The sequence below is a fragment of the Variovorax sp. 10N432 genome (assembly GCF_056394465.1).
On the sequence record NZ_JBFTHX010000002.1, the window covers coordinates 273,434 to 294,182 of the forward strand.

The following is a 20,749-nucleotide window of genomic DNA, read 5'->3' on the forward strand; positions in this document are numbered from 1 at the left end:
GCAGGGGTGCCGAAGGCCCGCGGCGCTGATACACGGCGTTAAATTTTGTAATCGCCACGCGATGCCAACCACGCGCCGACGGCCTGCGCGAGCCAGGGCCCGTCGTCCAGCGGCAGGTCGTGCCCGGCGGTCGGATGCTCCACGATGTCCGCCTGCCATCGGCGCGCCAGGCTGTGCGAACTGCGCGCGTCGACCAGGGCGTCGCAGCGGCTCGCCAGCACCAGCAGCGGCACGGCCGGCGGCTCTGCCGATGCGCGGTAGCGGGTGGCCGCGATCAGTTGCCGCAGCGCGTTGGCGCCGCTGACCGGCCGCGCCCGCCGCAGCGCGACCCATTGGCCGACGCTGTCGTCGTCCGGCGGCGGATGGCGGCTGGTGATGCGCAGGATCGTCTGCTCGCGCTGACTATCGCTCAACCATGGGCGCAGGAATCCGAGCAGTGCGTGGTAGTTCGCCGGACGCAGGCGCCAGTACCACGGGCTGAACGGGCGCAGGCTGGTGTTGACGAGCACGCAGGCGGCCAGCTCCCGGGGATGGCGGCGGGCCCAGTCGACCGCCACCATGCCGCCCAGCGACATGGCGAGCAGGTGGACCGGGGTCTCGACCCCGAGGGCCCGAAGCTGCGCGCGGCAGTGCTGCACCATGGCCTCGATGCGCAGCGGGCTGGTCTCGCGGTTCAGGCGCCCGTTGCCCGGGAGGTCGATGGCCAGCACGCGCGCGCCGGGCAGCCGCTCGCGCAGCAACTGCGGGAACTCGCCCCAGTGGCCGACTTCGCGCGTCAGCCCGCGCAGCAGCACCCAGGTCGTCATCGAGGCCCCCCGCTGTCGTACCAGCGCGCCAGCGCGCGCCGTGCATGGTCCGCGCGCTGGGCACCGGTCGGCACCCAGCGCGCGTGGCTGCAGGCCGCGCGCACGATGAAATCGAGCCACGCGACATGGCGGCGCAGCACCCGTTGCTGCCGGTGGGCGATGACCGGGTTGAAGATGCCGTGGCGCGAGAAGATCTGGCGCGGGTTCTTCTTGATCCAGAGCCAGGAGCCCATCTCCAGCGTCAACGGAAGGAACATGCCGGGCCGGTCGCAGGCGCGCAGGTAGAGGTGATCCCAGAGGTCGCCGTGCGTGAGGTACTGGCGGCTCTGCGGCTCCAGCACGAAGCGGTGGTGGGGCAGGGTGTCGTCGTGGATCTCGCACAGCGCATGCACCTCCGCCAGGTGCGCGATCGGCCGCGGCGTGTGGGCGTACGGAAACCAGATGCGGTCGGCGAGGCCGAAGCCCGAATGGCAGTCGATCGCCATGCCGAAGGGCCGGCCCATCAGTTCGGTCTCCACCAGTTCGCACAGCGCGGCGCTCTCGGCCTCCATGGGCGCGCCGAGCGGGCCCCGGTACCACGGCATGGCGGCGCTGATGCGCTGGCCGCCGATCAGGAAGGGCACGCGCTCGACGGACTCGACCGGCGCATTGCGCATCAGGTCGACGCCATTCGGATTCGCGCGCGTGCCCAGCCACAGTCCGCCCGGGTTGACCAGCGGCATGAACACCAGGCGCACCGTCTCCAACTGGCGGTGCAGCGTGTCGTCCCACGGCAGTCGCATCACCAGGCTGCGCAGATAGGCGATGGTCACTTCGGCGCCGATGCGCTCCAGGCCGTGCACGCCGCCGAAGAAGCCGACCGCCGGCGCGTCGGGGCTGGCGCTGCCCAGCACGAAGGCCTCGACCGGGAAGCGCTGTCCGTCCGCCTCGATCTCGCACAGCCGGCGCCGCGTCATGCGCGGGCCGGCCAGCTCGGCGAGCTGGTGCAACTCGATCAATTCGGGAAGTTCGGTCGTGGTCACTCGGGCGTGGCGGAGGGGGTGGGTCGCAGGATGGCGGTGGGGGCGGCCATCAAAGCGTCACATGCCCGCGCTACGGTATCGTGACCATGCGACGAAATCATTCCAGTTCCGCCAGCCGGCTCCTTCGCGGCATCGGCTCCGCCTTGCTCTGGGGCGCGATCGAGTTCGTCGCCCTGGCACGCTCGCGCTGGATGGCGCGGCTGCACGCCGGGCGCTAGGGTTCGAAGCGCTTCTACGCCAGCTGCAGCGCCCGCCGGTACTGCACCGCCTCGGCCAGGTGCGCCGGCTCGACCGCATCCGCACCCGCCAGGTCGGCGATGGTGCGCGCCACCTTGAGCGCCCGGTGGGTGCTGCGGGCCGACCAGCCGAGCCGCGTCGCGGCCAGTTGCAGGAACTGGAGCGCCGCCGGCGCCAGCGCGGCATGGCGGTCGATCTCGGCGCCGGCGAGCGCCTGGTTCGGCCCGCCCTGGCGTGCCAGGGCACGCTCGCGCGCCGCCACCGCGCGGCCGCGGATCGTCGCGCTTGCCTCGCCGGCCGCGGCCTCCAGCAGCTGCTGCGCCGACACCCCGGGCACCTCGATGTGCAGGTCGATGCGGTCCAGCAGCGGGCCGCTCAGCTTGCCCTGGTAGCGGGCCACCTGGTCCGGCGTGCAGCGGCAGGCCTTGAGCGTCGAGCCCAGGTAGCCGCAGGGACAGGGGTTCATCGCGGCGATCAGCTGGAACCGCGCCGGGAACTCCGAGCGCCGGGCGGCGCGCGAAATCGTGATGGTGCCGGTCTCCAGCGGCTCGCGCAGGGCCTCGAGCGCGGCGCGCGAGAACTCGGGGAACTCGTCCAGGAACAGGACGCCATGATGCGCCAGCGAGATCTCGCCCGGCCGCGGCGGCGACCCGCCGCCCACCATCGCCACCGCGCTGGCCGTGTGGTGCGGGCTGGCGGTCGGCCGCCGCATCCATTGCCCGGTCTCGAAGCGCCCGCCCAGGCTCGCGACCGCCGCGCTCTCCAGCGCTTCGTCCACGCTCATCGCCGGCAGCAGCCCGGCGAAGCGCTGGGCCAGCATCGACTTGCCAGAGCCGGGCGGGCCCACCATCAGCAGGCTGTGGCCGCCGGCCGCGGCGATCTCCAGCGCCCGCTTGGCGCCCGCGTGCCCCTTGACGTCGCCCAGGTCCGGCGGGCGCGAGGCCGGGCCGGGCGGCGCCGCCAGTACGCGGGCCCAGCCTTCGCCGTCGCCGGCGCCGTCGAGGGCCGGCGGCACGGCGTCGGCCGGCAGGAACTGCCGCACCACGTCCAGCAGGTGGCGGGCCCCATAGACCTCGGCATCCGGCACCAGCGCGGCCTCTTGCGCACTCTCGGCGGGCAGCACCAGCCGCGCGCCGATGCCGCGCAGGTGCAAGGCCAGCGCCATGGCAAGCGCACCACGCACGGGCCGCAGCTGCCCCGACAAGGAGAGTTCGCCGGCGAATTCATGGCCTGCCAGCCGCGCGGCCTCGATCTGGCCGCTGGCCGCCAGGATGCCGAGGGCGATCGGGAGGTCGAAGCGGCCGGAGTCCTTCGGCAGGTCGGCCGGCGCCAGGTTGACCGTGATGCGCTTGTTGGTCGGGAAGTCGAGCCCGGAATTCTGGATCGCGCACCGGACCCGCTCGCGGGCTTCCTTGACCTCGACGTCGACCAGCCCGACCAGCGTGAAACTGGGCAATCCGTTCGCCAGATGCACCTCGACCGTGACTTCGGCCGCTTCGAGGCCCAGCAAAGCGCGGCTCTGCACCAAACACAGACTCATTTCGCTCCCTTTCACCAAGATGGTGCGTGCCATCTCTTGTTCTTGATTGTGACCAAGTGCATCGGGCGTCGAACCCTGCCTCCTCGGGAGGATGCGCTTTGGCACGCTCCCTGCTTTGAGAAGGATTCCTAACCACTTTTCAAAACACGAGGAGTCCGCTCGATGATGCACCGTAAATCCGTCCAGATCCTGGCTTTGGGCGCGCTCGCCGCCCTGCCGATGCTCGCCAGCGCGCAGGCTGCGGCCGACGCGGCTGCCGCACCGGCGCCGAATCTCACGGGCAACGTCGCGCTGACGACCAACTACAAGTTCCGTGGCCAGGACCAGGACGTCATCGGCAACAACGGCCTTGCCAAGACCAGCTGGTTCAAGCCCGCCATCCAGGGCGGCATCGACTATGCCTTCGGGGACAGCGGCTTCTATGTCGGCAACTGGAACTCCAGCGTCAACTGGCTGCCCGGCAACTCGGTCGAGATGGACTTCTACGGCGGCTACAAATTCAAGGGCGGCCCGATCGACTGGGACGTCGGCGTCTATCAGTACTACTACCCCGGCAATACCGCGGGCAATACCACCGAGATCTACGGCGCGGGCACCTGGTCCGACGAGAGGTTCGGCGCCTTCACTGCCAAGTACTCCTGGACCGTCTCCAACGACTACTTCAACTACGCCGGCAACCAGCGTGGCTCGAACCTGGACGGCCAGAACACCGGCTACCTGAACCTGGCCTACACGAAGGAGATCATGCCCAAGCTGACCTTCAAGACGGCCATCGGCTACACCTTCTTCACCAGCGACATCAAGAGCCTGGGCTACAAGGACTACCTGGACTACAACGTGGGCGTGTCCTACGACTTCGGCAGCGGCCTGGCCCTGGCCGGCTCCGTGCAGGGGGGCAACAACCAAAGCGCCTTCAACCTGGTCGCCTCGCCGGGCATCCCCACGGGCACGGTCTTCGGACCGATCGGCCAGACCACCTTCTCGCCGAATGTGACGCGTTTCATCGTCACGTTGACCAAGACGCTCTAGTCATAGAAGGCGTGGCCCGGGGCTGCGCCGTCCCTTTCATCCGCAGGAGAAACATCATGAAGCTGGTCACAGCCATCATCAAACCCTTCAAGCTCGACGAAGTGCGCGAGGCGCTGTCCGCCATCGGCGTGCAGGGCATCACGGTCACCGAGGTCAAGGGCTTCGGACGCCAGAAGGGCCACACCGAGCTCTATCGCGGCGCCGAGTACGTCGTCGACTTCCTGCCGAAGGTCAAGATCGAAGCGGCCGTGGCCGACGAACTGGTGGAGCGCGTGATCGAGGCGGTCGAGAGCGCGGCGCGCACCGGCAAGATCGGCGATGGCAAGGTCTTCGTCTACGACCTGGAGCAGGTCGTGCGCATCCGCACCGGTGAAACGGGCCGCGAAGCCCTCTGACACGCAAGGCACGAAAGAACAAACCGAAATGAAAAAATTCCTTGTCTCACTCGCGCTGGGCCTGAGCCTGCTCGGCGCCGGCACGTCCGGCTTCGCCCAGGCGCCGGCAGCGGCACCCGCGGCTGAAGCGTCCGCGCCCGCGGCGGCCGCACCGGCTGCACCGGCCGCCGCTGCGCCGGCCGCGGCAGCACCGGCCGCCGATGCAGCCGCGGCACCCGCCGCCGCCGCGCCGGCGCCGTCGTTCAACAAGGGCGACACCGCCTGGATGATGGTCTCGACCCTGCTCGTGATCATGATGACCGTGCCCGGCCTGGCGCTGTTCTACGGCGGCCTGGTCCGCAGCAAGAACATGCTGTCGGTGCTGATGCAGGTCATGGTCACGTTCTCGATGATCGTGGTGCTGTGGATGATCTACGGCTACAGCCTCGCTTTCACCGAAGGCAATGCCTTCATAGGCGGCTTCGACCGGCTCTTCATGAAGGGCATCTTCGATCCGGCCACCGGCGTGTTCGCACCCGGCGCGACCTTCAGCAAGGGCGTCTACATCCCCGAGCTGCTGTTCGCCGCCTTCCAGGCCACCTTCGCCGGCATCACCTGCTGCCTGATCGTCGGCGCCTTCGCCGAGCGCATCAAGTTCTCGGCCGTGCTGCTGTTCATGGTGCTCTGGTTCACCTTCAGCTATGCGCCGATCGCCCACATGGTCTGGTTCTGGATGGGTCCGGACGCGTATGCCAGCAAGGAAGTGGTCGATCAGATGAACGACAAGGCCGGCCTGATCTGGCAGTGGGGCGCGCTCGACTTCGCGGGCGGCACCGTGGTGCACATCAACGCCGCCGTCGCCGGCCTGGTCGGTGCCTACCTGGTCGGCAAGCGCATCGGCTACGGCAAGGAATCGTTCACGCCACACTCGCTGACCTTGACGATGGTCGGTGCCTCGCTGCTGTGGGTCGGCTGGTTCGGCTTCAATGCCGGCTCTGCCCTCGAAGCCGGCACCAGCGCCGTGCTGGCCTTCATGAACACCTTCTCGGCCACCGCCGCCGCCGTGCTCGCATGGTCCATCGGTGAAGCGCTGATGCGCGGCAAGGCCTCGATGCTGGGTGCCGCTTCCGGCGCCGTCGCCGGCCTGGTGGCGATCACCCCGGCCGCCGGCAACGTCGGCCTGATGGGCGCGATCATCATCGGCTTCGTCGCCGGCTTCGCCTGCCTCTGGGGCGTCCATGGCCTCAAGAAGATGCTCAAGGCGGACGACTCGCTGGACGTCTTCGGCGTGCACGGTGTCGGCGGTATCGTCGGCGCGCTGCTCACCGGCGTGTTCAACACCCAGGCCCTCGGCGGCCCTGGCCTCGTCGGCGACTGGGTCACGGCAGGCGTGATCTCCAACGGCATCGGTGCCCAGGTCTGGATCCAGCTCAAGGCCGTGGTGCTGACCATCGTCTGGTCGGGCGTGGTGGCCTTCATCTCCTTCAAGATCGCCGACCTGACCATCGGTCTGCGGGTGTCGGAAGAAGAAGAGCGCGAAGGCCTCGACATCACCTCCCACGGCGAAACCGCCTACAACCGCTGAAGCCTCCGGGCCGCCGCGTGCGGCCCGCTTCCGCGGCAAGAATTTGTCTGCGAGAGTCTCCTCTGGAAGTTCAGCCCGCACGCTTCGGCTTGCGGGCTGTTTTTTTTGTGGGTCGCCAAGCGGGCGAATTGGCCTAAGCTCTCGCGCATGTGGACCACCCTCGACGACAGTCTGAGCCAGCTCGGCGAATCGCCGTTCTGGCATCCCGGCGAACGCTCGCTCTACTGGCTCGACATTCCCGGCCGCGCGGTGCTGCGCACCCGCGGCGACATCGACGGCAGGCCGACCGTCGAGCGTTGGGACCTGCCGACCGAGCCCGGCTGCATGGCACCGGCGCGCCGCGGCGGGCTGGTGATCGCGCTGCGCGACGGGGTCTACCGCGCGGCCGAGTGGGGCGCTGAACTGCGGCCGCTGGCGCGGGTCGACCATGACATCCGCACCATGCGCTTCAACGACGGCAAGTGCGATGCGCTGGGCCGGTTCTGGGCCGGCACCATCAACGAAGCCAAGGACCGCGCCAACGCCACGCTCTACTGCCTGGACGCGCGCGGCGGCCGGGCACCGGCGCTGCGGCCGATGGCCAACCAGGCCACCACCGCCAACGGCCTGGCCTTCGCACCCGACGATGCCACCGTCTACTGGGCCGACACCGCGGCCCACCGGGTGCGCGCCTGGAACTGGGCCGCGCGTGTCAACACCTTGTCGCACGAGCGCGTCTTCCAGCAATTCGAGGACAAGCCCGCCGGCTGGACGCCGGCCTCGCCGCTGCGCTACGAAGGCCGGCCCGACGGCGCCACCGTCGATGCGCGGGGCCACTACTGGGCGGCGATGTTCGAGGGCGGCCAGCTGTTGCGCTTCGCGCCCTCGGGCGAGCGGGTCGCGGCGCTGGCGACCCCGGTCCAGTGCCCGACCATGCCCTGCTTCGGCGGCGACGACCTGCGCACGCTCTTCGTCACCAGCGCCCGCCGCGGCCGTCCGGCGGCCGAACTCGAGGAGCGGCCGGCCTCGGGCTGCGTGATCCGCATGCGCGTCGATACGCCCGGCCGGCCGGTCGCCTTCTTCGAGGACTGAATTGGCTCTCCAGCACATCCCGCCGATCCAGTGCCTGCTGACCTTCGAGGCGGTGGCGCGGCTGCGCCACGCGGGCCGCGCGGCCGATGAGCTGTGCGTCACCCCGAGCGCGGTGAGCCATCGCATCCGCCAGCTCGAATCGCATCTGGGCATCAAGCTCTTCGGCCGCAGCGACTTCAACCTGACGGCCGACGGCGCGGTCTACCTCGCCAACGTGCGTACCGGGCTGGCGGCCCTGCAGGCGGTGCCGAACCGCGACGCCACGCGGCGCACGACGCAGCTGCGGCTGGCGGTCACGCCGACCTTCAGCCGCCAGATGCTGATGCCGCACCTGGAGCTGTTCCGCAACATCTACCCCGACGTCGAGCTGGTGATGCAGGTCTCGATCCCGCTGCTGGACGTGACCGCCGAGCAGGCCGACCTCGAAGTGCGCTACGGCAGCGGCAACTACGCCGACTGCGAGAGCCGGCTGGTACTCGAGGAATCGGTGGTGCCGGCCTGCAGCCCGAGCTACCTCAACGAGTTCGGGCCCTTCACCGGCTTTCGCACCGAGGCCGAGATCGCCGCCGCGCGGCTGATCCGCAGCCCCCTGGAGCCCTGGAGCACCTGGTTCGCGAGCTGCGGGCTGGACCATCCCGAGCCGCAGGTCGGCGCCCAGTTCAACGACCTGGGCCTGGTCTACGACGCCGCCGCCAGCGGCTTCGGCGTGGCGCTGGTGCGGCAGAAACTGGGCGCGCAATGGCTCGAGTCGGGGCGGCTGGTGCCGCTGTCGGACCGGCCCGTGCCCTCGCCGCTGCGCCACTACATCTGCTGGCAGCCCGGCACGCTGGAGCGCTGGGAATGCGAGGCCTTCGCCGAGTGGCTCGTACAAACCCTGAGATAGATCGAGCAGATTTCAAGGCTGCCGCAAAAAACCTTCAATTCGGCGGCCGCCGGGTTCCATAAAGTTCGGATCGCACAAGCGAGACACCACTTTTCGGGAGACAGCCCATGACCTGGCAGCAAATCTACGACCCCTTCGGCAACATGATCGTCTCCACCGCGCTGGCCGCGATTCCGGTGGTGGTGATGCTGGCCTGCCTCGGCTTCTTCCACATCAAGGCCCACATCGCGGCCGGCCTCGGGCTGCTGGCGGCGATCGCCGTGGCCGTCTTCGCCTACGGCATGCCGGCCGGCATGGCGGGCCGCGCGGCGCTGTTCGGCGGCTTCACCGGGCTGCTGCCGATCGGCTGGATCGTGCTCAACATCATCTTCCTGCAGCAGTTGGCGGAGCAGAACGGCAGCTTCAAGGTGCTGCAGGATTCGCTCTCGGGAATCACCGAAGACCGGCGCATCCAGCTGCTGCTGATCGCCTTCTGCTTCGGCGCCTTCTTCGAGGGTGCGGCCGGCTTCGGCACGCCGGTCGCGGTCACCGCGGGCATCCTGATCGGACTGGGCTTCTCGCCGCTCGCGGCCTCGGGCCTGAGCCTGATCGCCAACACCGCCCCGGTCGCCTTCGGCGCGCTCGGCACACCGGTCATCACGCTGGCCAAGGTGCATGGCTACGACCTGATGGAGGTCACGGCGATGATCGGCCGCCAGCTGCCCTTCTTCTCGCTGCTGGTGCCGTTCTGGCTGATCTGGGCCTTTGCCGGCCGCAAGGCGATGTGGGAGATCTGGCCGGCGATCCTGGTCACCGGCCTGAGCTTCGCGATCCCGCAGTACCTGGTGTCGAACTTCATCGGCCCGGAACTGGTCGACATCATCGCGGCCATCGTCTCGATGGTCTGCCTGGTGCTGTTCCTGCGCGTCTGGCAGCCGCGCAAGATCTGGCATTCGCCCTCGCTCAAGGGCCGCGACGTCAGCGCCCACGAAGCCAAGCCGCCGGCGCCGGTGGTGGTGCACGAGCGGGCGGCGCTGATTCGCGCCTGGACCCCGTGGCTGATCCTGTCGGTGTTCGTCTTCGTCTGGGGGCTGCCTTCGGTCAAGACCGCGCTCAACGGCCTCTTCGCGCCTTCGTTCCCGATGGCCGGGCTGCACAACATGATCGAGAAGATGCCGCCGGTGGTGGCCACGCCGACCAAGGAAGGCGCGGTCTACGTGCTGAACATCCTGTCGGCGACCGGCACCGGGATTCTGCTGTCGGCCGTCGTCAGCGCCTTCTTCATGCGCTACGGCCCGGTCGAGATCGTGCGCATCTTCTTTCGCACGCTGTGGCTGGTGCGCTATTCGCTGCTGACCATCGTGCTCATGCTGGCGCTCGGCACGCTCACGCGCTTCTCGGGCACCGACACCACGCTGGGCCTGGCCTTCGCCAACACCGGCGCGTTCTATCCCTTCTTCGGCACCTTGATGGGCTGGATCGGCGTCGCGATGACCGGCTCCGACACCGCCTCGAACGTGCTGTTCGGCGGCATGCAGAAGGTGGCGGCCGAGCAGCTCGGCCTGTCGGCCAACCTGATGGGCGCGGCCAACAGCTCGGGCGGCGTGATGGGCAAGATGATCGACGCCCAGTCGATCGTGGTCGCCTCCACCGCCACCCGCTGGTTCAACCACGAAGGCGATATCCTGCGCTTTGTGTTCTTCCACTCGATCGCGCTGGCCTGCCTGGTCGGCCTGTTCGTCACGATGCAGGCCTACGTCTGGCCCTTCACGCTGATGGTGGTCCGATGAAAGCCTTGTCATGAATGCCCCGCTCACTCCCGCCGAACAGGGATCGCTGTCGGCCTCCGCCCGCCAGGCCCAGGTGGTGCAGGCGCTGCAGCCGCACCTGCCCGCCCACGCGCTGATCTGGCACGACGAGGACACCGTGCCCTACGAGTGCGACGGCCTCACGGCCTACCGCCAGCGGCCGCTGGTGGTGGCCCTGCCCGAGACCGAGGCCCAGGTCGCGGCCGTGCTCAAGACCTGCCACGGGCTCGGCGTTCCGGTCGTGGCGCGCGGTGCCGGCACCGGGCTCTCGGGCGGTGCGATGCCGCATGCGCTGGGCGTGACGATGTCGCTCGCCAAGTTCAACCGGATCGTCAGGATCGATCCGGTCAGCCGCACCGCGGTGGTCCAGTGCGGCGTGCGCAACCTCGCGATCAGCGAGGCGGCGGCGCCCTTCAACCTCTACTACGCGCCCGACCCCTCGAGCCAGATCGCCTGCACCATCGGCGGCAACGTGGCCGAGAACTCGGGCGGCGTGCACTGCCTCAAGTACGGCCTCACCCTGCACAACGTGCTGCGGGTGCGCGGCTTCACGGCCGAGGGGGAGGCGATCGAATTCGGCGGCGAGGCGCTCGACTGCGCCGGCCTCGACCTGCTGGCGCTGGTGATCGGCAGCGAGGGCATGCTGGCCGTCACCACCGAGGTCACTGTCAAGCTGGTGCCCAAGCCGCAGCTGGCGCGCTGCATCATGGCCAGCTTCGACGATGTCCGGAAGGCAGGCGATGCGGTGGCCGCGGTCATTGCGGCCGGCATCATCCCGGCCGGCCTCGAAATGATGGACAAGCCCATGACCGCCGCGGTCGAGGACTTCGTGCGCGCCGGCTACGACCTCGACGCGGCCGCCATCCTGCTGTGCGAATCGGACGGCACGCCCGAGGAGGTCGAGGAAGAGATCGGCCGCATGACCGAAGTGCTGCGCCAGTGCGGCGCCACCGCGATCGCCTGCAGCGAGAACGAGGACGAGCGGCTGCGCTTCTGGAGCGGCCGGAAGAACGCCTTCCCGGCCTCGGGCCGCATCAGCCCCGACTACATGTGCCTCGACTCGACCATCCCGCGCAAGCGGCTGGCCGACATCCTGCTCGCTATCCAGCAGATGGAGATCAAGTACGGCCTGCGCTGCTGCAACGTGTTCCACGCCGGCGACGGCAACCTGCATCCGCTGGTGCTGTTCGACGCCAACGACCCCGACGAGCTGCACCGCTGCGAGCTGTTCGGCGCCGACATCCTCGAGACCAGCGTCGCGATGGGCGGCACGGTGTCGGGCGAGCATGGGGTCGGCGTCGAGAAGCTCAACAGCATGTGCGTGCAGTTCACCGCGGCCGAGAACGAACAGATGTTCGGCGTCAAGCGGGCCTTCGATCCTGCGGGGCTGCTGAACCCGGGCAAGGTGATCCCCACGCTGTCGCGCTGCGCCGAGTACGGCAAGCAAGTGTTCCGCGCGGGGCAGGCGATGCCCTTTGCGGACCTGCCGAGATTCTGAATACCTTGCGGGACAGACCAAGAAACTGCGTAGCAGTTTTTGCTCTGTCCTCAACTGATCAAGACGATGGATTCCACAGCAATCACCAATATCGCCGACCGCATCCGCGCCGCCGCCGCCGACCGCACGACGCTGAGCATCCGCGGCGGCAACACCAAGGCCTTCTACGGCGAAGCCGCGCACGGCGAGCCCCTCGAAACCGCCGCGCTCGCCGGCGTCATCAGCTATGAACCCAGCGAGCTGGTCGTCACCGTCGGGGCCGGCACGCCGCTGGCCGAACTCGAGGCGCTGCTGGCCGGGCAGGGCCAGTGCCTGCCGTTCGAGCCGCCGCGCTTCGCGGCCGGCGGGACCCGCGTCGAGCCCTTGGGCGAGCGCGTCCTGGACGGCGGCTCCGCCGCAGGGAGCGCAGCGACCGTAGGTGGCATGATCGCGGCCGGGCTCAGCGGCCCCGCGCGCGCCAGCGTCGGCGCGGTGCGCGACTACCTGCTCGGCATCACGCTCGTCAACGGCCGCGGCGAGGTGCTGGTCTTCGGCGGCCAGGTCATGAAGAACGTCGCCGGCTATGACGTGTCGCGGGTGCTGGCCGGTTCGATGGGTGCCCTCGGGCTGGTCGCGCAGGCCAGCCTCAAGGTGCTGCCGGTGGCGCCGGCCGAGGCCACGCTCGACTTCGCCTGCAGCCAGGCCGATGCGCTGCGCCTGCTCAACGAATGGGGCGGCCGGCCGCTGCCGCTCAACGCCAGCGTCTGGCGCGAGCGCGACGGCGTCGGCGTGCTGTCGCTGCGCCTGCGCGGCGCGGTGGCGGCGGTCGAGGCGGCCTGCGCGCAGCTCGGCGGCGAGCGCCAGGATGCCGAGCGCGCGGCGGCCGGCTGGCAGTCGCTGCGCGACCAGCAGCACCCCTGGTTCAGCGCCGGTGCGGGCGCCTTGTGGCGGCTCTCGGTGCCGCAGACCGCGGCGGTGCTCGACCTCGACGGCGCGCCGCTGGTCGAGTGGCACGGCGGCCAGCGCTGGGTCCATGCCAGCCCCGGCGAGTCGCAGCGGGTGCGAGCCGCGGCCCGCGCCGCCGGTGGCCATGCGACGCTCTTCAGGCCCGCGCCCGGGGCGCGTCACGAGGCCCGCTTCGACGCCCTGAGCGCGCCGATCGAGCGCATCCACCGCGCGCTCATGAACGAATTCGATCCCGATGCCGTGTTCGACCGCGGCCGGCTCCTTCCCGCAAGAACCACCTCGCACTGAAGTCCCGCATGCAAACCGAACTCGCTCCCGAATTCCAGGGCACCGCCGACGGCCGCGAGGCCGAGGCGATCCTGCGCAAGTGCGTGCACTGCGGCTTCTGTACCGCCACCTGCCCGACCTACCAGCTGCTCGGCGACGAACTCGACGGACCGCGCGGGCGCATCTACCTCATCAAGCAGGTGCTCGAAGGCAAGGCGCCGACCCGCAGCACGCAGCTGCACCTCGACCGCTGCCTGACCTGCCGCAACTGCGAGAGCACCTGCCCGAGCGGCGTGCAATACGGCCACCTGGTCGACATCGGCCGCAAGATCGTGGACCAGAAGGTGCCGCGGCCGATGGGCGAGAGCGCCGTGCGATGGACGCTCAAGGAGGCCCTGCCTTCGCCGCTCTTCGGTCCGGCGATGAAGCTGGGCCAGTCGGTCCGCGGCCTGCTGCCGGCCGCGCTCAAGGCCAAGGTGCCGGCGCCGCGGCCCGCGGGTGCCTGGCCCACGCGCACGCATGAGCGCAAGGTGCTGATGCTGGCCGGCTGCGTGCAGCCGTCGATGGCGCCCAACATCAACAGCGCGACCGCGCGGGTGCTCGACGCCGCCGGCATCCAGGCCGTGGTCGCGCCGGCCGCCGGCTGCTGCGGCGCCGTCCGGTTCCATCTCAACGACCAGGACGGCGGCCGGATGCAGATGCGCGCCAACATCGATGCCTGGTGGCCGCTGGTCGAGGGCGGCGCGGTCGAGGCGATCGTCATGAATGCCTCGGGCTGCGGCGTCACGGTGCGCGAGTACGGCCACATCCTGAAGGACGACCCGGCCTATGCCGCCAAGGCCGAGCGCATCAGCGCACTGACCCGCGACCTGAGCGAGCTGCTGCCCGAACTGGTGCCGGCGCTGAAAGGCCGGGTCGCGGCGCCGGCCGGCGTCGTCGCCTACCACCCGCCGTGCACGCTGCAGCACGGCCAGAAGCTGCGCAACGGGGTCGAGGTCAATCTGCGCGCGCTCGGCTTCGACATCCGGGTGGCGGCCAGCGAATCGCACCTGTGCTGCGGCTCCGCCGGCACCTATTCGGTGCTGCAGCCCGAGCTGGCCTACCCGCTGCGCGACCGCAAGCTGGGCCACCTGAACCAGCTGCAGCCCAGCGCCATCGCGTCGGCCAACATCGGCTGCATCACGCATCTGCAAAGCGGCACGCAGACGCCCGTGCGGCACTGGATCGAGCTGCTCGACGCCGCGCTGGCGGCCTGAACGTACAGCATCCGGGGTTCTGGTCCGACGCCCGGCGCGACGGCGCCGCGCCAGCATGCAGGCGTGTTCCTACCGGGAGAATTTCCATGCATGCCCTTTCAAGAACCCTGTTGCGCGCCGCTGCGCTGTGCGCCTGCGCAACCGCGCCCTGGATGGCCCAGGCCCAGACCCCGGTCGTGGCGCCGGCCATGAAGGTCCAGGATGCCGGTCGCTACGTCTGCGGCGGCGTCGGCTCCGACGAGTCGGTGGCGATGCGCGCCGCCATGAAGGACCACCCGCTGTCGCTGCTGTTCGCCCGCGCCAGCGGCGCCTACCTGGCCGATGTCGACGTCATGGTGAAGGACGACAAGGGTGGCACCGCGCTGGCCATGCGCGCCAGCGGCCCGGTCTGCCTGGTCGACCTGCCGGCCGGCCGCTACACGGTCGAGGCCGCGAGCGAGGGCGTGACCAAGAGCCAGGCCGTGACCTTGGGCTCCGGCTCCAAGACCGCCGATTTCAGGTTCTGATCAGGCGGCCTGCAGCGCCGCCTCGATGTCGCGGGCGATCGACTCGGGCTTGTCGAGCGGCGCATAGCGCTTGACAACCCGGCCGTCCCTGCCGACCAGGAACTTGGTGAAGTTCCACTTGATCGCGGTGCTGCCCAGCAGGCCTGGCGCCTCCTTGACCAGCCACTTGTAGAGCGGCGCGGCGGCGGCGCCGTTGACGTCGATCTTCTCCATCATCGGGAAGCTCACGCCGTACTTCTCGGTGCAGAAGGCGCCAATCTCGGCGTTGGTTCCCGGGTCCTGGTGCATGAACTGGTTGGACGGAAAGCCCAGCACCTCGAGGCCCTGTCCGGCGTACTTCCGGTACAGCGCCTCCAGCCCCTCGAACTGCGGCGTGAAGCCGCACTGGCTGGCGGTGTTGACGATCAGCAGCACCCGGCCGCGGTACTCGGAAAGCGGGGCCGGCCGGCCGTCGATGCGGCGGGCCTCGAAGTCGTAGACGCTGGTCATGGCAAGTCCTGGGGGGAAAGTGTGCGCCGATCATCGTCGCCCGCCGGGGCGCGTGCAAACGACGACCACACCGCCGCCGCCACGATCAGCGCGCCGCCGAGCCAGATCCGCGTTTCCATCGTGGCCGCGCCCAGCGCCACCGACGAGACGCTCGCGAACAGCACTTCCGACAGCATGATCACCGAGGTCGCGCTGGCCGCCAGCCGCGCCGCGCCGTACTGCAGGCAGACGTTGGCGAAGACGAAGCCGGTGCCCAGCAGCAGGGCCCAGCCCCACCAGCCCGGGTCGGCCAACGGCGGCGGCGCCATCGCGCCGAGCGCCGTGCCGATCAGGGCGGTGGCGCCGGCCATCACGGCGCAGCCGCCGAACATCGCCAGCGCCCGGGCCTCGCCGGGGGCGCTGCGCAGCCGGCGCAGCAGGATGTTGGTCACTGCGAAACCGAAGCCGGCGGCCACGCCCAGCCAGTCCGGCAGGCTGGCCGGCACCGGCCAATCGGTTTCAGGCGACTTCAGCACCACCGCGACGCCGACCAGCGCCAGCGCGACCCGGGCGAGCGCCGCGAGGCTCGGTCGCTCGCCCAGGAAAGCCCAGGCCAGCAGCACGCTCCACAATGGCATCAGGTAGAACAGCAGCACCACCCGCACCACGTCGCCCTGCGTCACGGCCCAGTTGAAGCCGACATTGGTCAGGCCCGCCGCCAGCCCCAGCGCCAGCAGCGCCGGCTGCCGGGCGAACAGCCCCCAGACGCGCCGCCGCAGCAGCGCCATGGCGAGCGTGACGGCGGCATAGATCAGGCAGGTCGCCCACACCGGGTGCAGGCCATGCCCTTCGAGTTGGCGGAAGGGAAACCAGGAGACGCCCCAGACGAAGGCGTTGAAGATCAGCGCGAGAGCGGGCAATGGAAACGGAAACCGGTCAGTGGTGCTTGTCGCTGCGCGCGATGGCGAGCAGATGCTCGACCTCTTCCGGATGGCGCTTCAGGTTGTGCTGGTGCCAGCGCTTGATGAGCCACATGAAGCCGGCCACCACGACGCCGAAGGCGGTGATGGCCGAGTAGGCCGACAGGCCGATGCCGGTGCATGCGCTGTAGAACGCGCCCAGCACCAGGATGCACGATTGCTCGTTGAAGTTCTGCACCGCGATCGAGCGGCCGGCGCCCATCAAGTTGTGGCCGCGGTGCTGCAGCAGCGCGTTCATCGGCACCACCAGGAAGCCGCCCAGGCCGCCGAGCAGGATCAGGAAGGGCACGGCGAGCCAGATGCTGCCGATGAAGTTCATGCCGATCACCAGCAGGCCCATGCCGATGCCCATCGGGATCACCCGCGTGGCCATGTCCAGCCGCATCTTCATCGAGGCCACGATCGCGCCGACCGCGGTGCCGATCGCCACGACGCCGGTCAGCGACGAGGCCTGCGCCGTGTTGTAGCCCAGCGCCAGCGAGGCCCAGGCCAGCACGATGTACTTGAGGTTGCCGCCGGCGCCCCAGAACAGGGTGGTGGTGGCGAGCGAGATCTGGCCCAGCTTGTCGCGCCACAGGCGCGAGTTGCATTGCCAGAAGTCGGGCAGCAGGGCGAACACGTTGCGCACGATGCCGTGCTGCGGGTTGGAGCGCAGCGGCCGCATCTCGACGCCGGTCAGCGGGATGCGGGTGTTGAACCAGGCGGCAACCATGTAGACCAGGATCAGCGCCGAGATCGCGGCCTCGGGCGCGGTGTTGACGCCGGTGTCGATGAACGGAAAGTCGAGCGCCAGCAGGTGGCTGGAGAGCGCATGCCCGACCAGCTGCCCGCCGAGCACGATGCCCAGGATGATCGAGGCGATGGTCAGCCCCTCGATCCAGCCGTTGGCCTTGACCAGCTGGGAGGCCGGCAGCAGTTCGGTCAGGATGCCGTACTTGGCCGGGGAATAGGCCGCGGCGCCGAGCCCGACGATGGCGTAGGCCATCAGCGGATGCGAGCCGAACAGCATCATCACGCAGCCGACCACCTTGATCGCATTGCTGATGAACATCACCTTGCCCTTGGGCAAGGCGTCGGCGAAGGCGCCGACCAGCGGCGCCAGCGCCACGTAGAAGACGGTGAAGATCGGCACCAGCGCGGCGCGCTGCCACTCCGGCGCGCCGCTGGTTCGCATCAGCTCCACAGCAGCAACGAAAAGCGCGTTGTCGGCCAGTGACGAAAAGAACTGGGCCGACATGATGGTGTAGAAACCGCGCTTCATCGATGAGCTGGCTGGCCAGATGGGGGAGGGCTGGCGGTAGTGAAGAAAAGGGCCCGCATCAGAGGCGGGTGCGCGGTTATAGCATGGGGTGCGCGATGTCAGAATGGCGCTTTCCGGCCTCAACGCCGGGCTTTGTTGTGTGAGTGTTTTCAGCTTTTCACCGGGTTTTTGAAGTGCCGCGTCCGATCCTTGCCACTGTCCATGCCGCCGCCCTGCGCCACAACCTCGACCGGGCCCGCCGTTCCGCACTCGATTCCCGGGTCTGGGCGGTGGTCAAGGCGAACGCCTACGGGCACGGGATCGAGCGGGTTTTCGACGCCTTCCGCGCGGCCGACGGCTTTGCGCTGCTCGACCTGGCGGAGGCCGAGCGGGTGCGCGCCCTGGGCTGGCGCGGGCCGATCCTGCTGCTCGAGGGTGTCTTCGAGCCGCGCGACCTCGAGCTGTGCTCCCGCCTCGACCTCTGGCACACGGTCCACTGCGACGCCCAGATCGACATGCTGGCCGCCCACAAGACCCAGGTGCCGCAGCGCGTCTTTCTCAAGATGAACTCCGGCATGAACCGCCTGGGCTTCACGCCCGAGCGCTTCCGTTCGGCCTGGACGCGGCTCAATGCCCTGCCCCAGGTCGATGAAATCTCGCTGATGACGCACTTCAGCGACGCCGACGGCGAGCGCGGCATCGCCCACCAGATCGAGGTCTTCGACCGTGCCGCCCAGGACCTGCCCGGCGAGCGCACGGTGGCCAACAGCGCCGCGACCTTGCGCCACCCGGCCCAGACCCGGGCCGACTGGGTGCGCCCCGGCATCGTGCTGTACGGCAGCGCGCCCGATTTCCCCGAGCACGACGCGGCCCACTGGCAGCTGCAGCCGGCCATGACGCTCGCCACCCGGCTGATCGCCGTGCAGACGCTCCAGGCCGGCGACACCATCGGCTACGGCTCCAGCTTCCGCGCCGAGGGCCCGCTGCGCATCGGCGTCGCCGCGGTCGGCTATGCCGATGGCTATCCGCGGCACTGCAGCACGGGCACGCCGGTGCTGGTCGACGGCGTGCGCACGCGCATGGTCGGGCGGGTCAGCATGGACATGATCACGGTCGACCTGACGCCGGTGCCCGACGCCGGTTTCGGCTCCGAGGTCACGCTGTGGGGCCGCTCGTCGGCAGGCGCAGTGCTGCCGATCGACGAGGTGGCGCGGGCCGGCGGCACCGTCGGCTACGAGCTCATGTGCGCCGTCGCGCCGCGCGTACCCGTCGTCCTGGATTGAAGATCCGCGCCGGCGGGCCGATTGGTGCGCCGCAACATGGGGCGCCGAGGCCGCTCAGTACAACCCGAGCTGCCGAGCCCGCAGCCGCGCCAGCCCCAGCAGCGCATCGGTGAACGGCGTCGCCACGCCGGCGCGTTCGCCGAGTTCGCGCACCGAGGACACCAGCGCGTCGAGCTCGACCGCGCGACCGGCCTCCACGTCCTGCAGCATCGAGGTCTTGAAGGCGCCGAGCTTGCGCGTGACCGCGTGGCGATCCTCCGGCGTGTCGGCGATCGGCACGCCGATCCGGGCGCCGACTTCCTTGGCCTCCAGCATGATGGTCGAGATGAAGCCGCGCACCAGGTCGTCGCCCAGGATCAGGTCGGTGGTGGCGCCGGTCAGCAGGCTGATCGGGTTGACCGTCATGTTGCCCCAGAGCTTGTACCAGACGTCCTTCTGGATCTGCGGCGAGAGCTTGGCATCGAGGCCCGCGCCGGCCAGCAGGTCCAGCAGCGCCCTGGCCCGCGGGGTCGCCTCGCCCGAGGGCTCGCCGATGATCAGGCCGTTGCCGAAGTGATGCCGCACCACGCCCGGCGCGTCGAGCGCGCAGCTGGCGTGCACCACGCAGCCGATCACGTGCCGGGCGGGAATCGCCGCATCGATCTTGCCGCCCGGGTCGACCGCCTCGAGCTGCGCACCGGCCAGCGGGCCGCCGAAGCCGCCCTGCAGGAACCACCACGGAACGCCGTTCATGGCCGTCAGCACGATGGTGCCGGGGCCCAGCAGCGGCGCGATCCGCTGCGCCACGGCCGGCAGCGAGGGCGCCTTCACGGCGACGATGACCAGGTCCTGGACGCCGAGCGCCGAAGGGTCGTCGCTGGCGTTGACCGGCACGCTCACGCGCGAGTCGCCGCTGGCCAGCGTGAGCCCGTCGCGCTTCAGGGCGTCCAGCGTGGCGCCGCGCGCCACCACGTTGATCGCCGATCCGGCCCGCGCGAGCTTGGCGCCGATCCAGCCGCCGATGGCGCCGGCGCCGTAGATGCAAATTTTCATTTTCGGAAGATTCCTTTGCTCTTGGCTTGAGGCTCGCCCTGGCCCCTTCCAGGAACACCGCGGAACCGGCTTTGCCGGGCCGCTGGTGTTGCCCCCGGCAGGGGGTGGGCGGCTACACGAAGTGAGCCAACCTGGGGGGGGAGCTCTATAGCTTGTAGCTGTCGTCGATGCGGTCGACCTGGCGCACCAGGGCGTCGAACACATCCTGGCCGGCGCCGTGCGCCGGATTGAACTGCAGTGCGTCGCGCGTGCAGCGCTCGGCGATGGCCTCGGAGACCGGGATCGGCGCGCCCATCGACAAGGTCGCCAGCTGGATCTCGCAGGCACGCTGCAAGGTCCAGAGGATCGCGAAGGTCTGGGGCAGCGTCTCGCCCCAGGCCAGCAAGCCGTGGTTGCGCAGGATCACGGCCTTGCGCTCGCCGATGCTCTTCAGCAGCCGCGGACCTTCGTCGGCATGGATCGTGATGCCCTCGAACTCGTGGTACGCGACCATGCCGTGCAATTGCGCGGTATAGAAGTTGGTCTGCTGCAGCCCCCCCTGCAGGCAGGCCACCGCCACGCCCGCGGTGGTGTGCACGTGCATCACGCAATGCGCGTCGGGCAGGCCGTCGTGGATCGCGGCATGCACCGTGAAGCCGGCCGGGTTCACCGCATGGGTGGAGCCGTCGAGCACCCGGCCCTCCAGGTCGATCTTGACCAGGTTGCTGGCCGTGACCTCGCTGTAGTGCAGGCCGAAGGGATTGATCAGGAACTGCTTCTCGCCACCGGTCACGCTGTCGGGCAGCCGCACCGTGATGTGGTTGTAGATCATCTCGGTCCAGCCCAGCATCGCGAACACGCGGTAGCAGGCGGCAAGCTGCAGCCGGGCGGCGCGCTCGTCGGGGTGGAGGGCGGGATGCACCAGCGCCGAAGGCGACGGGGTGGCGAGTGTGTTCATCTG

20 protein-coding genes are annotated in these 20,749 nt (G+C 69.6%); 12 read left to right on the forward strand and 8 right to left on the reverse strand.

Going from position 1 to position 20,749, the window contains the following annotated elements; translation table 11 throughout:
* Nucleotides 1–38: 38 nt before the first annotated feature.
* Both AC1DF3_RS03535 and AC1DF3_RS03540 read right to left on the reverse strand, forming a co-directional pair.
* Nucleotides 39–806: an alpha/beta fold hydrolase gene (locus AC1DF3_RS03535; RefSeq protein ID WP_478138833.1), complete on the reverse strand. Its 768-nt coding sequence runs from the start codon at nt 804–806 to the stop codon at nt 39–41.
* Nucleotides 803–1,828 (reverse strand): M14 family zinc carboxypeptidase, encoded by a 1,026-nt coding sequence (locus AC1DF3_RS03540; protein WP_478138834.1) that lies wholly within the window; start codon nt 1,826–1,828, stop codon nt 803–805. The genes AC1DF3_RS03535 and AC1DF3_RS03540 overlap by 4 nt, the downstream gene beginning before the upstream one ends.
* Before the next feature lie 86 nt (nt 1,829–1,914).
* Here AC1DF3_RS03540 and AC1DF3_RS03545 point away from each other — a divergent pair, with 86 nt between their 5' ends.
* Nucleotides 1,915–2,046 carry a hypothetical protein gene (locus tag AC1DF3_RS03545; RefSeq protein ID WP_286521720.1) on the forward strand — a complete coding sequence of 44 codons (132 nt, stop codon included), beginning with the start codon at nt 1,915–1,917 and terminating at the stop codon, nt 2,044–2,046.
* Between the two features lie 14 nt (nt 2,047–2,060).
* Here AC1DF3_RS03545 and AC1DF3_RS03550 read toward each other — a convergent pair whose 3' ends face one another.
* On the reverse strand, nt 2,061–3,605 hold the full coding sequence (locus AC1DF3_RS03550) for a YifB family Mg chelatase-like AAA ATPase (protein WP_478138835.1): 1,545 nt from the start codon (nt 3,603–3,605) through the stop codon (nt 2,061–2,063).
* A 165-nt stretch (nt 3,606–3,770) separates the two neighbouring features.
* Between AC1DF3_RS03550 and AC1DF3_RS03555 the strand changes: the two genes are divergently transcribed.
* The 10 genes from AC1DF3_RS03555 to AC1DF3_RS03600 all read left to right on the forward strand — a co-directional run bounded on the left by AC1DF3_RS03555 (nt 3,771) and on the right by AC1DF3_RS03600 (nt 14,806).
* Nucleotides 3,771–4,634, forward strand: a complete 864-nt coding sequence (locus AC1DF3_RS03555) for a TorF family putative porin (protein WP_286535353.1) — start codon at nt 3,771–3,773, stop codon at nt 4,632–4,634.
* A gap of 56 nt (nt 4,635–4,690) precedes the next feature.
* The gene (gene glnK, locus AC1DF3_RS03560) at nt 4,691–5,029 is read left to right on the forward strand and encodes a P-II family nitrogen regulator (RefSeq protein WP_162565354.1); all 339 of its coding nucleotides are present in this window, start codon (nt 4,691–4,693) and stop codon (nt 5,027–5,029) included.
* Nucleotides 5,030–5,057: 28 nt separating this feature from the next.
* Nucleotides 5,058–6,593, forward strand: a complete 1,536-nt coding sequence (gene amt / locus AC1DF3_RS03565) for an ammonium transporter (protein ID WP_286535130.1) — start codon at nt 5,058–5,060, stop codon at nt 6,591–6,593.
* A gap of 147 nt (nt 6,594–6,740) precedes the next feature.
* The gene (locus AC1DF3_RS03570) at nt 6,741–7,664 is read left to right on the forward strand and encodes an SMP-30/gluconolactonase/LRE family protein (RefSeq protein WP_478138836.1); all 924 of its coding nucleotides are present in this window, start codon (nt 6,741–6,743) and stop codon (nt 7,662–7,664) included.
* A gap of 1 nt (nt 7,665) precedes the next feature.
* Nucleotides 7,666–8,547, forward strand: a complete 882-nt coding sequence (locus AC1DF3_RS03575; protein ID WP_286535127.1) for a LysR substrate-binding domain-containing protein — start codon at nt 7,666–7,668, stop codon at nt 8,545–8,547.
* 107 nt (nt 8,548–8,654) lie between these two features.
* Entirely contained in the window at nt 8,655–10,316 is a 1,662-nt protein-coding gene (locus AC1DF3_RS03580; protein WP_478138837.1) for an L-lactate permease, read from the forward strand.
* Nucleotides 10,317–10,326: 10 nt separating this feature from the next.
* Entirely contained in the window at nt 10,327–11,832 is a 1,506-nt protein-coding gene (locus AC1DF3_RS03585; RefSeq protein ID WP_286535125.1) for an FAD-linked oxidase C-terminal domain-containing protein, read from the forward strand.
* A 66-nt stretch (nt 11,833–11,898) separates the two neighbouring features.
* Nucleotides 11,899–13,065, forward strand: coding sequence for a glycolate oxidase subunit GlcE (gene glcE / locus AC1DF3_RS03590; RefSeq protein WP_286535124.1), 1,167 nt, complete (start codon nt 11,899–11,901; stop codon nt 13,063–13,065).
* Nucleotides 13,066–13,073: 8 nt separating this feature from the next.
* Nucleotides 13,074–14,300, forward strand: a complete 1,227-nt coding sequence (gene glcF, locus AC1DF3_RS03595) for a glycolate oxidase subunit GlcF (RefSeq protein ID WP_478138838.1) — start codon at nt 13,074–13,076, stop codon at nt 14,298–14,300.
* A gap of 86 nt (nt 14,301–14,386) precedes the next feature.
* The gene (locus tag AC1DF3_RS03600) at nt 14,387–14,806 is read left to right on the forward strand and encodes a peptidase associated/transthyretin-like domain-containing protein (RefSeq protein ID WP_286535121.1); all 420 of its coding nucleotides are present in this window, start codon (nt 14,387–14,389) and stop codon (nt 14,804–14,806) included.
* Here the strand turns inward: AC1DF3_RS03600 and AC1DF3_RS03605 are convergent, their stop codons facing one another.
* From AC1DF3_RS03605 to lplT, 3 genes are read right to left on the reverse strand one after another with little or no spacing between them, the layout of a single operon-like run.
* The gene (locus tag AC1DF3_RS03605; RefSeq protein ID WP_286535120.1) at nt 14,807–15,295 is read right to left on the reverse strand and encodes a glutathione peroxidase; all 489 of its coding nucleotides are present in this window, start codon (nt 15,293–15,295) and stop codon (nt 14,807–14,809) included. It lies immediately after the preceding gene.
* Nucleotides 15,292–16,194 (reverse strand): DMT family transporter, encoded by a 903-nt coding sequence (locus AC1DF3_RS03610; protein WP_478138839.1) that lies wholly within the window; start codon nt 16,192–16,194, stop codon nt 15,292–15,294. Before AC1DF3_RS03610 ends, AC1DF3_RS03605 begins: the two co-directional genes overlap by 4 nt.
* Nucleotides 16,195–16,210: 16 nt before the next feature.
* Nucleotides 16,211–17,515 carry a lysophospholipid transporter LplT gene (lplT, locus tag AC1DF3_RS03615; protein ID WP_478138840.1) on the reverse strand — a complete coding sequence of 435 codons (1,305 nt, stop codon included), beginning with the start codon at nt 17,513–17,515 and terminating at the stop codon, nt 16,211–16,213.
* Nucleotides 17,516–17,688: 173 nt separating this feature from the next.
* Between lplT and alr the strand changes: the two genes are divergently transcribed.
* Nucleotides 17,689–18,777, forward strand: a complete 1,089-nt coding sequence (gene alr, locus AC1DF3_RS03620) for an alanine racemase (protein WP_286535117.1) — start codon at nt 17,689–17,691, stop codon at nt 18,775–18,777.
* Between the two features lie 54 nt (nt 18,778–18,831).
* Here alr and AC1DF3_RS03625 read toward each other — a convergent pair whose 3' ends face one another.
* Nucleotides 18,832–19,809 (reverse strand): 2-dehydropantoate 2-reductase, encoded by a 978-nt coding sequence (locus tag AC1DF3_RS03625; RefSeq protein ID WP_478138841.1) that lies wholly within the window; start codon nt 19,807–19,809, stop codon nt 18,832–18,834.
* A gap of 145 nt (nt 19,810–19,954) precedes the next feature.
* Nucleotides 19,955–20,746, reverse strand: coding sequence for a class II aldolase/adducin family protein (locus tag AC1DF3_RS03630; protein WP_478138842.1), 792 nt, complete (start codon nt 20,744–20,746; stop codon nt 19,955–19,957).
* Nucleotides 20,747–20,749 lie beyond the last annotated feature (3 nt).

What these genes read in the sequence shown, in the direction of transcription:
- AC1DF3_RS03535 (WP_478138833.1), bottom strand. Translation starts at nt 806, where the DNA reads ATGACGACCTGGGTGCTGCTGCGCGGGCTGACGCGCGAAGTCGGCCAC.
- AC1DF3_RS03580 (WP_478138837.1), top strand. Translation starts at nt 8,655, where the DNA reads ATGACCTGGCAGCAAATCTACGACCCCTTCGGCAACATGATCGTCTCC.
- glcF (WP_478138838.1), top strand. Translation starts at nt 13,074, where the DNA reads ATGCAAACCGAACTCGCTCCCGAATTCCAGGGCACCGCCGACGGCCGC.
- AC1DF3_RS03630 (WP_478138842.1), bottom strand. Translation starts at nt 20,746, where the DNA reads ATGAACACACTCGCCACCCCGTCGCCTTCGGCGCTGGTGCATCCCGCC.
- AC1DF3_RS03600 (WP_286535121.1), top strand. Translation starts at nt 14,387, where the DNA reads ATGCATGCCCTTTCAAGAACCCTGTTGCGCGCCGCTGCGCTGTGCGCC.
- AC1DF3_RS03605 (WP_286535120.1), bottom strand. Translation starts at nt 15,295, where the DNA reads ATGACCAGCGTCTACGACTTCGAGGCCCGCCGCATCGACGGCCGGCCG.
- AC1DF3_RS03545 (WP_286521720.1), top strand. Translation starts at nt 1,915, where the DNA reads ATGCGACGAAATCATTCCAGTTCCGCCAGCCGGCTCCTTCGCGGCATC.
- AC1DF3_RS03585 (WP_286535125.1), top strand. Translation starts at nt 10,327, where the DNA reads ATGAATGCCCCGCTCACTCCCGCCGAACAGGGATCGCTGTCGGCCTCC.
- glcE (WP_286535124.1), top strand. Translation starts at nt 11,899, where the DNA reads ATGGATTCCACAGCAATCACCAATATCGCCGACCGCATCCGCGCCGCC.
- AC1DF3_RS03555 (WP_286535353.1), top strand. Translation starts at nt 3,771, where the DNA reads ATGCACCGTAAATCCGTCCAGATCCTGGCTTTGGGCGCGCTCGCCGCC.
- lplT (WP_478138840.1), bottom strand. Translation starts at nt 17,515, where the DNA reads ATGAAGCGCGGTTTCTACACCATCATGTCGGCCCAGTTCTTTTCGTCA.
- amt (WP_286535130.1), top strand. Translation starts at nt 5,058, where the DNA reads ATGAAAAAATTCCTTGTCTCACTCGCGCTGGGCCTGAGCCTGCTCGGC.
- glnK (WP_162565354.1), top strand. Translation starts at nt 4,691, where the DNA reads ATGAAGCTGGTCACAGCCATCATCAAACCCTTCAAGCTCGACGAAGTG.
- AC1DF3_RS03625 (WP_478138841.1), bottom strand. Translation starts at nt 19,809, where the DNA reads ATGAAAATTTGCATCTACGGCGCCGGCGCCATCGGCGGCTGGATCGGC.
- AC1DF3_RS03550 (WP_478138835.1), bottom strand. Translation starts at nt 3,605, where the DNA reads ATGAGTCTGTGTTTGGTGCAGAGCCGCGCTTTGCTGGGCCTCGAAGCG.
- AC1DF3_RS03570 (WP_478138836.1), top strand. Translation starts at nt 6,741, where the DNA reads ATGTGGACCACCCTCGACGACAGTCTGAGCCAGCTCGGCGAATCGCCG.